General features: G+C 35.9%; 12 protein-coding genes. 4 read left to right on the top strand and 8 right to left on the bottom strand.

Annotation, left to right across the window (positions count from 1 at the left end; all coding sequences use genetic code 11):
* The first annotated feature begins 99 nt into the window (after nt 1-99).
* Nucleotides 100-948, top strand: a complete 849-nt coding sequence (locus HMPREF1630_RS07885) for an AraC family transcriptional regulator (RefSeq protein ID WP_037328587.1) — start codon at nt 100-102, stop codon at nt 946-948.
* Between the two features lie 112 nt (nt 949-1,060).
* Here HMPREF1630_RS07885 and HMPREF1630_RS07890 read toward each other — a convergent pair whose 3' ends face one another.
* From HMPREF1630_RS07890 to rpsL, 5 genes are all read right to left on the bottom strand, one after another.
* Nucleotides 1,061-2,347, bottom strand: coding sequence for a putative glycoside hydrolase (locus HMPREF1630_RS07890; protein ID WP_037328589.1), 1,287 nt, complete (start codon nt 2,345-2,347; stop codon nt 1,061-1,063).
* A gap of 201 nt (nt 2,348-2,548) precedes the next feature.
* Nucleotides 2,549-3,745, bottom strand: a complete 1,197-nt coding sequence (gene tuf, locus HMPREF1630_RS07895) for an elongation factor Tu (protein WP_037328590.1) — start codon at nt 3,743-3,745, stop codon at nt 2,549-2,551.
* Nucleotides 3,746-3,763: 18 nt separating this feature from the next.
* A complete protein-coding gene (fusA, locus tag HMPREF1630_RS07900) occupies nt 3,764-5,836 on the bottom strand; it encodes an elongation factor G (RefSeq protein ID WP_004828288.1) in 2,073 nt (690 codons plus the stop codon).
* A gap of 12 nt (nt 5,837-5,848) precedes the next feature.
* The gene (gene rpsG / locus HMPREF1630_RS07905) at nt 5,849-6,319 is read right to left on the bottom strand and encodes a 30S ribosomal protein S7 (RefSeq protein ID WP_037328592.1); all 471 of its coding nucleotides are present in this window, start codon (nt 6,317-6,319) and stop codon (nt 5,849-5,851) included.
* A 118-nt stretch (nt 6,320-6,437) separates the two neighbouring features.
* A complete protein-coding gene (gene rpsL, locus HMPREF1630_RS07910) occupies nt 6,438-6,845 on the bottom strand; it encodes a 30S ribosomal protein S12 (RefSeq protein WP_004828284.1) in 408 nt (135 codons plus the stop codon).
* 397 nt (nt 6,846-7,242) lie between these two features.
* On the opposite strand from rpsL, the gene tpx reads away from it, so the two are divergent.
* Together tpx and HMPREF1630_RS07920 are read left to right on the top strand one after the other, a co-directional pair.
* Nucleotides 7,243-7,743 (top strand): thiol peroxidase, encoded by a 501-nt coding sequence (gene tpx / locus HMPREF1630_RS07915; protein ID WP_037328594.1) that lies wholly within the window; start codon nt 7,243-7,245, stop codon nt 7,741-7,743.
* A 361-nt stretch (nt 7,744-8,104) separates the two neighbouring features.
* On the top strand, nt 8,105-9,079 hold the full coding sequence (locus HMPREF1630_RS07920) for an alpha/beta hydrolase (protein WP_037328596.1): 975 nt from the start codon (nt 8,105-8,107) through the stop codon (nt 9,077-9,079).
* Between the two features lie 58 nt (nt 9,080-9,137).
* Here HMPREF1630_RS07920 and HMPREF1630_RS07925 read toward each other — a convergent pair whose 3' ends face one another.
* A complete protein-coding gene (locus tag HMPREF1630_RS07925) occupies nt 9,138-10,031 on the bottom strand; it encodes a class B sortase (protein WP_037328598.1) in 894 nt (297 codons plus the stop codon).
* 97 nt (nt 10,032-10,128) lie between these two features.
* On the bottom strand, nt 10,129-11,397 hold the full coding sequence (locus tag HMPREF1630_RS07930; RefSeq protein WP_037328599.1) for a ClC family H(+)/Cl(-) exchange transporter: 1,269 nt from the start codon (nt 11,395-11,397) through the stop codon (nt 10,129-10,131).
* Between the two features lie 104 nt (nt 11,398-11,501).
* Between HMPREF1630_RS07930 and HMPREF1630_RS07935 the strand changes: the two genes are divergently transcribed.
* A complete protein-coding gene (locus HMPREF1630_RS07935; protein ID WP_037328600.1) occupies nt 11,502-12,623 on the top strand; it encodes an aldo/keto reductase in 1,122 nt (373 codons plus the stop codon).
* 366 nt (nt 12,624-12,989) lie between these two features.
* On the opposite strand, the gene HMPREF1630_RS07940 is transcribed toward HMPREF1630_RS07935, so the two are convergent.
* Nucleotides 12,990-13,535, bottom strand: a complete 546-nt coding sequence (locus tag HMPREF1630_RS07940) for a GNAT family N-acetyltransferase (protein ID WP_037328601.1) — start codon at nt 13,533-13,535, stop codon at nt 12,990-12,992.
* Between the last annotated feature and the right edge of the window lie 72 nt (nt 13,536-13,607).

The following is a 13,607-nucleotide window of genomic DNA, read 5'->3' on the forward strand; positions in this document are numbered from 1 at the left end:
TTATTATTGTTAAAATTTTTCCTGAAATATAGTATAATATATGTATAATTATAATTACGATACAATATAAAGTTTAGCAATAATACAGAGGCTTAAAAAATGGAAAAAAATAATGAACAAATTATAGAAGAAGAAAATAGTCTAAATAATCTCGAAATAAAAATTCTCGATGCTCAAAAAAATATTAATGATTCAAAAATTTCAAGCAGAATTCAATTTCATCCTTTTACATATTTTTATTACCTAGATGAAGGATTTGGAAGACTTACTATAGAAAACGACAATATCGAAGTTAATACTGGCGACCTTATAATTATTAATTCAAATGTAGGCCATACTCTTCACCTAGATAAAAGTATTTCTAATGTTAAATACTTAGGTTTTGGTATAGAAAGTGTTTCTATAGCAGGGCTTGACGATGACGAATCTAAATCAATCAACTATTTTCATATAGATAATAGAAATAAGGCTTTAAGATTTGAAGATTATTTTGAAGATATCCACAGGGAATACAAAAGTAATGATATCTTTGCCAGATCGCTTGCAAATGCAACTGCCACAACTTTAGTTATCAATCTTCTTAGAAAATACAGAAAAGATATAACAATCAAACGTGACAAGAAGGTTAATAGGCAGATCGACTATATTAAATCATACATTGATTCAAATTACAGTGAGGATATAAAACTCGAAGACCTTTCTGCTATGGCCTACATGAATAAGTTCCACCTTATTTCTGAATTTAAACAGTCATATAGGATTACACCAATCGAATATTTAATTCTTAAAAGAATAGAAATTGCGAAGAGTTTGCTAATTTCAACTAACCACTCTATGGAAGAAATATCTGCTATGGTAGGTTTTAATTCCCAATCATACTTTAACCAAGTTTTTAAAAAGAAAGCCGGACAAACTCCTTCTCAATTTAGAAGAAAACATAGGCTATAAAATTTTACCACCTAAGCTTAGGTGGTTTTTTTTTGTACAAAAAAACAGGGAATTTGACCTGAACCCCAAAATCCGGAATATGGATGGAGGGGTTCAGGTAAATTTCCCTGTTTTAATAATCAACACCCTCTGTATAGGTGCTATTTGAATTCCAAATCAAATATTCTCTTTGACCAGACTCATATATCGCATCAATTTGAGCTTGGACAGCATCTGCGTCATATACCATCCAATTTCCGTCACCCAGCCAAGATGCAGTAAAATCCTGAATCCATGGACGTGATTGTGGACTATGATCTAGAGACTTAAATATTGCTTGTTCTTCCTTAAGATATCTTTTAACAAGTTCATAAGGTTCTAAGTCGGGTTTTTCTATGTCAAAAGAATACGCTCCCCAGTGAGAAGGATAAATCATTGAACTCATTATATCTGCCTCGTTGGATATTTCTGAAAAATCTTGTCCAATACCACTAGCCCTGCCTGCTTGAAGGGCATAGCCAAATACATCCACAGACACTGGTAACCCATAGGCTGAGATAGATTCTCTGGCCTTCCTAACAAATCCTGTTATTGCAGCAACCCTCTTATCCCCCTCTGCCATTGGCTTATTTTCATATTCACCCCTTGAATAGGAAAGGGTATCTCCAAAAGTTTCAAAACCTTCAGCAAACCTTACATAGTCATATTGGATTTCATCAAAACCTGCCTCAGCAGCAAGCTCGCCTATCTCAATATTATAATCTTGGACTTCTTTTAGGAAAGGATTGACAAAAACCTCCCCGTTAGCATTCGCCCACAAACTTCCATTTTCTCTTTTAAATCCCCACTCAGGATGAAGTTTTGTGATGACTGAATCTTTAAAGGTAGTAATCCTAGCTATAACATAAATCCCCCTAGCATGAAGGTCTGTAATAAGAGTTTTTGCGTTAAGCAATTTACTATTTGCATATTTAACTTCTTCGTTATCAGTATTAAAATTTACAGTAACATTGCCCCAGTCGTCCTTAACATCAATAACAACCGTATTTAAATTAGAATTTTCAATTAGACTAATTATCTTATTATAAACTTCAGGATTATTTACTAAACCAGAGTTGAGATATAAACCCCTAACGCCGTCTTTTGGATAATACTTACTCTTCTTATCCTCAAATGATAGGAGTCTTGATGTGTCATAATCCATATTGTAATCATCTGGCGTAATACCTATTTCGTAAGGCACTCCTATTTTCTTTTTTGAAGATTTCTTTTTCTTAGATATTTTTTTCTCGATATTTTCGCTACTCTCAAGAGCCTGCTGTAACTTTTCTTTTTCAGCTAGCTTATCCTTTTTAGCACAAGCCGTAAAAACAAGCATTAAAATCAGAAAAATACTAAGAAAAGTTTTTTTCTTTAACATAGCTTCTCCTAAACAAAAAAGCGAGCCAGGCCCGCTTTTTTAAATTTAATAAGATTCTTTGAAAGATGATTCTTTCTTATAAAAATAATTTATTATTATTTTAAAATCTATTTTCCAGAAGAAGCTTCGCTCCTTCTAGACATTTGCTGGACTATCTATTGATTGTCTCAGTTCTACGAGATTTTCCCGTTGTTTTTTGAACTATTTTACGATTTTTGTTACAACGCCTGATGCTACTGTTCTACCACCTTCACGTACAGCGAATCTTAGTCCTTCTTCTAGGGCGATTGGCTTTTGAAGTGTGATTTTGAATGTTGCGTTGTCTCCTGGCATTACCATTTCTACTCCGTCTTCTAGTTGGATGTCACCTGTTACATCTGTTGTTCTGAAGAAGAATTGTGGTCTGTAGCCTGAGAAGAATGGGGTATGACGTCCACCTTCTTCTTTGGTTAGTACGTATACTTGTCCTTCGAATTCTGTGTGTGGGTGTACGCTACCTGGTTTTGCTAGTACTTGTCCTCTTGAGATTTCGTTTCTTTGAACACCTCTTAGTAGTACTCCTACGTTGTCGCCTGATTCTGCTTGGTCTAGTGATTTGTGGAACATTTCTACACCTGTTACTACGGCTTGAGATGTTTTTTCTGTTAGACCTACGATTTCTACTGTGTCGCCTACTTTTAGAGTTCCTTTTTCTACTCTTCCTGTTGCTACTGTTCCACGGCCTGAGATTGTCATTACGTCTTCTACTGGCATTAGGAATGGTTGGTCGTTGTCTCTTTCTGGGATGTCGAAGTATTCATCTACTGCGTCCATTAGGGCTAGGATTTTGTCTGACCATGGGCCTTCTCCGCCTTCTTGGAGTGATTTTAGTGCTGATCCTACGATTACTGGGCAGTTGTCGCCGTCGAAGTCGTATTCGTTTAGTAGGTCTCTTACTTCCATTTCTACTAGTTCGATTAGTTCTGGGTCATCTACTTGGTCTTCTTTGTTTAAGAATACTGCGATTTTTGGTATACCTACCTGTCTTGCTAGTAGGATGTGTTCTCTTGTTTGTGGCATTGGACCGTCTGCTGCAGATACTACGATGATTGCGCCGTCCATTTGTGCTGCACCTGTGATCATGTTTTTAACGTAGTCAGCGTGGCCTGGAGCGTCGATGTGTGCGTAGTGTCTTTTTTGTGTTTCGTATTCTACTACAGATGTGTTGATTGTGATTCCACGTTCTCTTTCTTCTGGAGCTTTATCGATGTGTTCGTAATCGATGTATTCACCTGTGCCGTATTTTTTGTTTAGAGCTTGGGTGATTGCTGCTGTTGTTGTTGTTTTACCGTGGTCTACGTGGCCGATTGTACCAATATTAATATGTGGTTTGCTTCTTTCAAATGTTTGTTTGCTCATTTTATTCTCCTATATTAATTATTTGTTAATTACTTCATCTCTTATAGATGCTGGAACTTCTGCGTAATGGTCAAAGCTCATTGAGTATGTTGCTCTACCTTGAGTCTTACTTCTTAGGTCTGTTGCGTATCCGAACATTTCAGATAATGGAATGAATGCGTCTAGGACGTGGATTCCGTCTTTTGGATTCATGCCGTCTATCTTTCCTCTTCTTGATGATACGTCGCCCATTACATCTCCAAGATACTCGTCTGGAGTTGTGATTTCAACTTTTTCAATTGGTTCTAGTAGGACTGGTCCTGCTTTTTGTACAGCATTCTTAAATCCGATTGAACCTGCAACGTGGAAGGCAACTTCTGATGAGTCGACTTCGTGGTAAGATCCGTCAAATAGTGTTACGTGAACGTCTACCATTGGATAGCCACCAAGTACGCCTGCTGCTGCGGCTTCCTTAACACCTTCTTCAACTGGTCTGATGTATTCTTTTGGTACTGCACCACCGACGATTTTGGATTCGAATGTGATTCCTGATCCTTCTTCGCCTGGTTCAACCCTAAGCATAACATCACCGTATTGTCCAGAACCACCTGATTGTCTTACAAACTTACCTTGAGCTTCAGCTTCTTTAGTAATTGATTCTCTGTAAGCTACTTGTGGGTTACCGATGTTTGCTTCTACTTTGAATTCTCTTAGAAGTCTGTCTACGATAATTTCAAGGTGAAGCTCGCCCATTCCTGAGATAATTGTTTGACCTGTTTCTTCATCTGATCTTGTTTGGAAGGTTGGATCTTCTTCTGCAAGTTTTTGAAGTCCGATAATCATCTTATCTTGGGATGCTCTTGTTTTTGGTTCGATAGCTACTGAGATTACTGGATCTGGGAATTCCATTTGTTCTAGGATAATTTGATTATCTTGCTCACATAGGGAATCACCTGTTGTTGTATCTTTAAGACCTAATAAAGCTACGATATCCCCTGCATAACCTTTTGGAATTTCTTCTTGCTTATTAGAGTGCATTTGCATGATACGTCCAACTCTTTCTCTCTTGCCTTTTGTAGCGTTGTAGATATAAGAACCAGATTCGATTGTACCTGAGTAGATTCTAACGTAGATTAACTTACCTACATATGGGTCAGTTACGACCTTGAATGCTAGAGCTGCTGTTGGCTCATCATCTCCAGGGTGTCTTTCAATTACAACATCTGGGTCTTTAGGGTCAACACCTTCTATAGCTGGTACATCTACTGGGCTTGGCATGTAGTCAACAATTGCATCTAGTAGTGGTTGTACTCCCTTGTTCTTGTAGGCAGAACCTAGTAGACATGGGAATATTTTTTGTTCTATAGTTGCTTTTCTGATTGCTGTTTTGATTTCATCTTCAGTTACTGCTTCACCTTCTAGGTATTTCATCATGATTGTATCATCAACTTCTGATAATTCTTCAAGAAGGTTGTTTCTGTATTCTTCAGCTAAGTCTTTAAGGTCTGCTGGGATTTCAGAATATTTTGGATGTGCTCCAAGGTCTTCAGATGAATATGTTACTGCTTGCATGGTTACAAGGTCTACAGCACCTTCAAAAGTTTGCTCAGCTCCTATTGGAATTTCAAGTGGAACTGCGTTTGCTTTTAGTTTATCTTTGATTGTATCAACTGCCATGAAGAAATCTGCACCTGTAGCATCCATTTTGTTGATAAAACAAATTCTTGGGATGTTGTACTTGTCAGCTTGTCTCCAAACAGTTTCTGATTGTGGTTCTACACCACTTTTAGCATCGAATAGGGCTACTGCTGAGTCTAGTACCCTTAGAGATCTTTCAACCTCTACAGTAAAGTCAACGTGGCCTGGTGTATCGATAATATTAATTCTATGGTTTTTCCAGAATGCTGTTGTTGCAGCAGATCCTATTGTGATACCACGTTCTTTTTCTTGTTCCATGGAATCCATTACTGCTGTTCCATCGTGGGTATCTCCGATTTTATAAATTTTACCAGTGTAATATAGGATTCTTTCTGTACAAGTAGTTTTACCTGCGTCTATGTGGGCCATAATTCCTATATTTCTGGTATCTTTAAGTGCAACCTGTCTAGGCATCTATCCCCCTAACTAATATCTAAAGTGAGCGAAAGCCTTATTAGCTTCTGCTGCCCTATGCATCTCTTCTTTTCTTCTTACTGCGGCACCCGCATTGTTAGATGCATCGATAATTTCTTTAGAAAGTCTTTCAACCATAGTTTTTTCGCCTCTAAGACGAGCGAAATTTACTAACCATCTAAGGGCTAGTGTTTGTCTTCTTTCTGGTCTAACTTCCATTGGTACTTGGTAGTTTGCACCACCGATTCTTCTTGCCTTAACTTCTAGAGTTGGCATAATATTTTCCATCGCTTGGTGGAAAACTTCTATAGCGTCTTCGCCTTTGGTCTCTTGTACTATATCAAAAGCTTCATAAACTATTTTTGTAGCAAGGCCTTTTTTGCCATCTAGCATAACATTGTTGATAAGTTTTGTTACTACTCTATCGTTATACTTAGCATCAGGCATTACCTCTCTTTTTGGTATATGTCCTTTTCTTGACACTTTTCTTCCCTCCTTTACCAATTATGTGTAATATCTTGAGTACTCGATCTTAATCGTTAAGTGTGCACATATACCTTTTATATAAATAGGCACATTATGCACTTATTTCAACTAATTACTAGCCTCTTTTTGCTCCGTATTTAGATCTTCCTTGTTTTCTTCCATCAACACCTGCTGTATCTAATGTACCTCTGATGATATGGTATCTAACACCTGGAAGGTCCTTTACCCTACCACCTCTGATTAGTACAACACTGTGTTCTTGAAGGTTGTGTCCAATTCCTGGAATGTAAGAAAGCACTTCAGCACCATTTGTAAGTCTAACTCTGGCAATCTTTCTTAAAGCTGAGTTTGGCTTTTTAGGTGTAACTGTTCTAACTGATGTACAAACCCCACGTTTTTGTGGTGATTGGTTAGGAGTTATTCTACTCTTAAGAGTATTGTAGTTATAACCTAAAGCTGGTGTATCTGATTTAGATTTTTCACTCTTTCTACCTTTTCTAACAAGTTGATTAATTGTTGGCATAATGCACCTCCTATTCTTTAAAATTTAATAAATTGGCAACTTCTGCCAATCCTTAACTATCTTACACGCTTAACCCCTACTTGTCAAGTAAATTACTCTATCTATTATAGATTGTAAGGTTTATTTTAATTTATAAAAGCAATCTCCATCCTAATGAAAAAACAAAATCATAAAACTCGTCAGACAATAATTTTTATACAAAATATCAAAAAAAATTATAAACATCAATAAAGATTGGGTATAATAAAAGTGCTAGAAAATTATTTTAGTAAAATTTACAGATAAATTTTGTAAGCAAGACAGTTTTTTTAAAAACTGCTTTCTATCTCGACCTAGCTTGAAATAGGTTTGTAGCTATCTTTAATAAAAACTTGTCCTAGCTTAAGGAGGAAGAACAATGAACATTACATTTGCAGGAAATAAAATGACTCTTTTAGGAAGTCAAGTTGAAGTTGGCCAAAAGGCAAAAGCTTTTAAGGCAACAAAAAATGATCTTTCAGATTTTAATTCAGAAGATTTGAGGGGAAAAGTTGTTGTTTATTCAGTAGCCCCATCCCTTGACACCAGCGTTTGCGCTATCCAAGCTAAGAAATTTAACCACGATGCCCTAGAGCTTTCTGATGATGTTGTTATAGTTACTATCACAGAAGACCTACCATTTGCCCAAAAAAGATTTTGTGCTAATGAGGATATAGCAAATCTAGAAATGGTTTCTGACTATAAGGAAAGAGAATTTGGCGAAAAATACGGTTTCTTAATTGATGAGCTTAAACTTCTTGCAAGGGGAGTTGTTGTAGTTGATAAAGAAGGAATCATCCAATACGTTGAATACGTTCCAGAAGTTACCAACGAAGTAAACTTCGATGCTGCCCTAGAAAAAGTTAAAGAATTAATCTGAGAGAAACAAAAGCTGGAGGACTTTCCCCCAGCTTTTTTTTGCGTATTTTTTAGAAAGTTACTTTAATGTTCATTTTAAAAGTGTTTTAATTTATAAGCTATCTTTCTTATTCTAGAATAATGTCTACTTGAAATAAAGACCCAACCACCATAGGCAAAGCAAATCTACTAATCCACCCTAGAAGTTGGCTCATTGGTCAAGTAATGATCCATAAGTACTTCATCCTCTTTGTTGCTTTAACAATATCTTATTTATTTGATTAAATTCAAAAATTAATTTTCTATTGACTCTTCATTTGTTTTAAAATATAATCTATCTGGTTTTAACAACTAGATGTATCGGAGGAGTTAAAGAACTATATATGGAAAAGTTTAAAAAATATTATAAAAAAATCCTACTTATCATTGCAATTATATGTATTACATCCACATATATTATCGGGTCATACTTCGTAAATTTTGCCCTTGTTGCAAAGTCAGGTGGTGAAAATAGACCCAAAATAGCCCTTAATATAGAAGAAGATAAAATAATTAGTAAGAATAAGAAAGCCTTGGAGACACGAAAGGATAAGTGGTTGGCAGAAGTCAAGGACTATACTAAGAAAATTTCAGTTAGTACTCCCGATGGACTAAGGCTTATAGGTCACACCTATGAGCAAAATTCCCCTACCGATAAATGGGTGATAATAGTTCATGGTTACCAATCTTCAGAAAATAGGTCTAAAATCTATGGAGCTGGATTCTATAAGTTGGGTTACAATGTCTTAACATATAGTCTTAGAGGCCATAAACCAAGTGAAGGTAAGTACATCACAATGGGTGATAAGGATAGTGAGGACTTGCTGTCTTTTATAAATCTTATAATAAAAGAAAACCCCAAGGCTCAAATCGCCCTTCATGGTACATCTATGGGTGGGGCAACAGTATTAAATGCTTCCGGTAAAATTCTTCCTGAAAATGTAAAGGCAATAATAGACGACTGTGGTTATGCTGACTTATGGAAAATATTTAAAAAAGAACTCAGACTAAGATTCAACTTGCCTAGCTTTCCTGTCCTATATATGGCAAATATAATGGGGAATATCAAGTCTAATATTACTATATCATCAATAAAACCCATTGAAGAAGTTGAAAAATCTGCCATTCCTATAATGTTTATCCACACCACAGGAGATGACTTTGTACCAGTATCTGATACCTATTCAATGTATGATGCTAAAGAACAAGGTTATAAGGAAAAATATATTATTAATGGCTTCGGCCACGCTGATGCTGTCTATGCTGATAGTGATTATTTTAAAAAAATTGATGCATTCATAAAAAAATCTTCCGATTAAATAACGGAAGATTTTTTTACTATGATTCTATATAGTCAGCGTAAATTAATTAATAAGACTAATATATAAAAATATCTCTAGTCTTTCTTCTATCATGTAAAAGCAAGTCTTTTTGGTGGTCAAAGTCCTTTGGCCTTACAAACTTGCCTGTAGTTTCTACTGCCACTATGGCGTACCTATCACTTATATCCGAACAGGTTGACAAGGTTAAAAGTTTATCTTCTTTCTTTGGCAGAGGCTTATTTTTAAGGATGTTATTATCCTTAATGAGTTTCAGATAATCCTTAAATTCATCATCATCGTATTCATAAAACCTGTAGTCTGCATCAACTTTTATATCCATAGCGCAAATAACTTCAAAGATTCTTCTTTTTTCTGGAGTATCTATAATAATTTCCGAATGGTTTTTGATAAAATTCTTATCCCTAAACTTATCAAGGTCATGGAAAATATAGCCAATCCTCACATTATGGCCGTAGATTACTGTATTTTGGTCTGAAAAATCGCCCTTGTGGACATAGTCTATGAAGACAGCTCCATTAATATAATATTTATTATCGAAATTATGGTCTAAGTAAAATTCATTATCCTTGCCCTGGACGACTGGAAAATCAATTTTTGTACCCTTAATAATAATCCTTCCCTTAACTTGAGGATATTTTTTCGCCAAATGCTGCACGTGCTTTGCGGCAGCCTGGGATTCTGCTTGTGTTTTTTCTTTTATTTTTCTATCAAGAAAAGCTTGGATTCTTATTTCATCAGCCTTTCTTGTTAATTTTTTTATTTCTTCTTCCCTATCCTTGGAAATCCTAGATTTCAAAAACTCTTCTAAGCGCATTCTTTCCATGTAAGAATCAACCCAAGCTTGGTTAAATTCGCTATTCTTTTTTAAAATGCAGAAAAATATTATCAAGATAGATATCCATAATACATAAGAATAATTCTTTTTCATATTCGCTCCTGGCTTATATTCTACACTTTTCATAACATTTCTCTAGGCAGTGACATATTTTTTGTGAATTTTACAAGTTAAAAAAATCTTCCCCAGCCTAGGAAGATTTTTCTGTTAGTAGAAGCCTTTCATAGAGGTCTTCGTAAAATGGTTTAGATTTTAGCATTTCTGCCACTAGGTAGGCTACAAAGGATACTACTGCGAGGGCCAAAATATTTGAAAAAGCTCCTCCAGTCATTTCCAAAATCAGGATAATAGCTGTAATTGGAGTCCTTACTATGGCTGAAAAATGGCCTGCCATGGCGATTAGGGATATGGCGTAAATCATTTCTACAGGGATTAGGCCAAGGTCAGCGAGGATTGAGCCGTAAATATTTCCCAAGATTGCCCCGATTGCCAAAAGCGGTACAAGTGATCCCCCTGACAGGCCAATGCCAAAGGCTAGGGAAAGGAGCAAAATTTTTGCGCCGTACATATAAATAAGGGTGGCAAGACTAGCATTTCCCTCACTTGGTAAATAAATTAATTCTTCACCAGAAGCAAAAAGCCTTGGGTCAATGAGTAAAACAAGCCCTGTAATTACAAAGGGAGCGAGATATTTTACTAATTCTGGTAAGGCAATTTTTTTGTAAAGGGATTTTGAACCTATGACAACTTTGTTAAATAAGGCTCCAGATAGGCCTGCTAGGATTCCCAAAATCACGATTAGGACCAAGGATTTTTGGTCTATATTAGCGAAGGCTGGTATATTTTCTAGGCTTGGATTGTCACCAAAAACCAAGCCGGATGTGACTGTAGCTGAGATAATTGTAAGGGCTGAAGATAAGAAAGTAGAAAAATTATGAGTCCTAAAAATCTCCTCAACAGCGAATAACAAAGATGCCACAGGGGCGTTGAAGGCAACAGCAAAACCTGATGCTGCAGCTGAACCAATAAATAAATTCCTATTGACATTAGGGAAGAATTTCCCTACTATATCTCCAGCTAGACCACCTAATTGGACTGATGGGCCCTCCCTACCAACTGTAAGACCAGAACCTATTGTCAAAACAGAGGCTATAAATTTGCCTATTATGGTTTTTTCGCTAGAAACTTTTATTGTTCCCTCCATCATGCCTGTCATGACTGGGATGCCAGAGCCCTTGGTATTCTTATCTTTTTTCAAAATAAAATAAGTAATTAGGCCAATAAGGATAATAAGGGCCATGAAAATTAGCTTATCCTTGCTTGTGCCAGTTGTTAGAAAGCCATCCATAAAGCCTGCAAGCAAGCCAATTATCTTTTTAAAAAATCCAATTAAAAGACCAGTGAAAATGCCCAAAATAATAAAGGCGGGTAGTGATTTAAACGATATTTTTTCTTCCATAATTTCTCCTTTAATCCTACTATACCAAATTTCCCAGCTCTTCGCCGAAATTTCCCCAAAAATATGATACAATATTAGCGGAGAGAAAAAAAGAAAGGATACATATGAAATATTTTGATTTTAAAGGAGAGAAAATTTCCAGACTCGGTTTTGGGTGTATGAGATTTAAGACGATTGACGGTGATAATTCAAAAATTGACAAGGTCGAATCTGCAAAAATCCTCAAAGAAGCGATTGGAAAGGGTCTTACATACATCGATACAGCCTACCCTTACCACGAAAAAATGAGCGAAAGATTTGTCGGAGAGTTTTTAGAAGAAAATAATTTGAGGGATAAAATCTATCTTGCAAGTAAACTTCCTTGTTGGCTAATCAAGGAAAAGGAAGATTTTTATAGGATTTTTTCTGAACAATTAGAAAAACTAAGGACAGACTACCTAGACTTTTACCTCCTCCATTCACTAGATATCAAGCGTTTTAGGCAAATGGTAGACCTTGGAGTCTTTGACTTTGTTGATGAACTTAAGGAAAAAGGCCTTGTGAAAAATATAGGTTTTTCCTTCCACGATGAATACGAAGCCTTCGAAGAAATAATCAAGGCTTACGACTGGGATTTTTGCCAAATCCAGCTAAATTATTTGGATATCAACCTCCAAGCTGGTATGAAGGGCTATGACCTTGCCAAGAAAATGGGCATTCCTCTAGTAATAATGGAACCTGTTAAGGGCGGCAGACTTGCAAATCCCCCTATCGAAGTAAGGGAGATTATGGCTAAATTTACATACCTATCACCTGCCCAACTTTCCATTAAATTCCCCTTATCACTTGATAATGTCATGACAGTTTTATCCGGCATGAATACTAGTGACCAGGTAGCAGAAAATATGGCAATCGCAAGTGCAGATCCTAGATTATCTGAAAAAGAAATAGAGTTTTATGACAAGGCCAGGGAAATTTATAAAAGAAGAGAAAAAATTGCCTGCACAGCCTGTGAATACTGCCTGCCATGTACAGTAGAAATCAACATTCCAAAGGTATTTTCAATGTGGAACAAGGCTTTTTTATACGATGAGGCCGATATATCGAAAAAATCCTACGAAGAATATTTAAAAGACGGAGTAAACCCAGAGACTTGCATAGAATGCGGCAAGTGCGAAAACATCTGCCCACAAAGCCTTGAAATAATCGAGGGACTTAAAGAAGCTAATGAGTTTTTGAGTAAGTAAGAAATGTAAAAAGACCCAGCTGGGTCTTTTTTGATTCATAAAATTTGTTAATATTTAGGTCCCCCCCCCCGAATGTATGAGAAAACTTACTTCAATTGTCCCTAGTAGGTCTCTCGACTTCGCTCGAGACGGGTACGTTTTTCTTACTATTCTTAGAAAATAAAAATAATGCTAATACAAATTTTATTATGCTAATATGTTTTTTTAGCAGATAAGTTTAAATTCAAGTCTCCCATTTCGAACGAAGTGAGAAATCTCTATAGTTCTCTTAATCGAGGGTTCTGTAGATGCATCGTCGTCATTTTTATATTTATAAACTAAATAATAATTAAGTTTTTTTACTAAGAATCATCTCTCGTTGATTTTTTAAATACTTTTCACCATTTTTATGCTATCGTATGCTCTCCCATCCTTTAAAATAATGGCATTAGGAGTTTTTCCAGTCTCAACAAATCCAATTTTATCATAAAGAGCCCTGGCTCTATTATTGCCAGAATAATAATCTAATTCTATCTGGGAAAGGCACAATTCTTTGGCATAGCTTTCTAGAGATATAAGAATCTTTTTTCCGATTCCTAAATTCCAAAATTCTTTAAGCACGGCAAGAGCAACATTTCCCCTGTGACGCATTTTACTCTTTGCTAATCTTATAATAGTACCACTTGCAATAAGTCTTCCTTCCATTTCAACAACAAGCATGAGGGTAGTATCTGACTTATTAAAACCTTTTATCATTTTTTCTTCCTCTTCGGCTGTCATAGTTATTTCATCTGGATAAGAGTTCATAAAATCAGATTCTCCCATAACAGTTTTTAAATAAGAAACCATCTTTGCAGCATCATCTACATGAATTTCTCTGATTTTGCAGACTCTGTCATCTTTTAACTTAAATTCTTCTGGTACAAATTTCATTGTCTCAACTCCCACAATTCATTTTTTCGTTTATATAATATTTTTCTAAAATAAAATCTACAATTCTTCGAT

Origin of the sequence: Anaerococcus lactolyticus S7-1-13, assembly GCF_000758765.1 — a bacterium.
GTDB classification, from domain to species: Bacteria; Bacillota; Clostridia; order Tissierellales; family Peptoniphilaceae; genus Anaerococcus; species Anaerococcus lactolyticus.

Coding starts and splice junctions, on each gene's coding strand:
- HMPREF1630_RS07930 (WP_037328599.1), bottom strand. CDS start 11,397: ATGGAAGAAAAAATATCGTTTAAATCACTACCCGCCTTTATTATTTTG.
- HMPREF1630_RS07925 (WP_037328598.1), bottom strand. CDS start 10,031: ATGAAAAAGAATTATTCTTATGTATTATGGATATCTATCTTGATAATA.
- HMPREF1630_RS07920 (WP_037328596.1), top strand. CDS start 8,105: ATGGAAAAGTTTAAAAAATATTATAAAAAAATCCTACTTATCATTGCA.
- tpx (WP_037328594.1), top strand. CDS start 7,243: ATGAACATTACATTTGCAGGAAATAAAATGACTCTTTTAGGAAGTCAA.
- fusA (WP_004828288.1), bottom strand. CDS start 5,836: ATGCCTAGACAGGTTGCACTTAAAGATACCAGAAATATAGGAATTATG.
- tuf (WP_037328590.1), bottom strand. CDS start 3,745: ATGAGCAAACAAACATTTGAAAGAAGCAAACCACATATTAATATTGGT.
- HMPREF1630_RS07885 (WP_037328587.1), top strand. CDS start 100: ATGGAAAAAAATAATGAACAAATTATAGAAGAAGAAAATAGTCTAAAT.
- HMPREF1630_RS07940 (WP_037328601.1), bottom strand. CDS start 13,535: ATGAAATTTGTACCAGAAGAATTTAAGTTAAAAGATGACAGAGTCTGC.
- rpsL (WP_004828284.1), bottom strand. CDS start 6,845: ATGCCAACAATTAATCAACTTGTTAGAAAAGGTAGAAAGAGTGAAAAA.
- HMPREF1630_RS07935 (WP_037328600.1), top strand. CDS start 11,502: ATGAAATATTTTGATTTTAAAGGAGAGAAAATTTCCAGACTCGGTTTT.
- HMPREF1630_RS07890 (WP_037328589.1), bottom strand. CDS start 2,347: ATGTTAAAGAAAAAAACTTTTCTTAGTATTTTTCTGATTTTAATGCTT.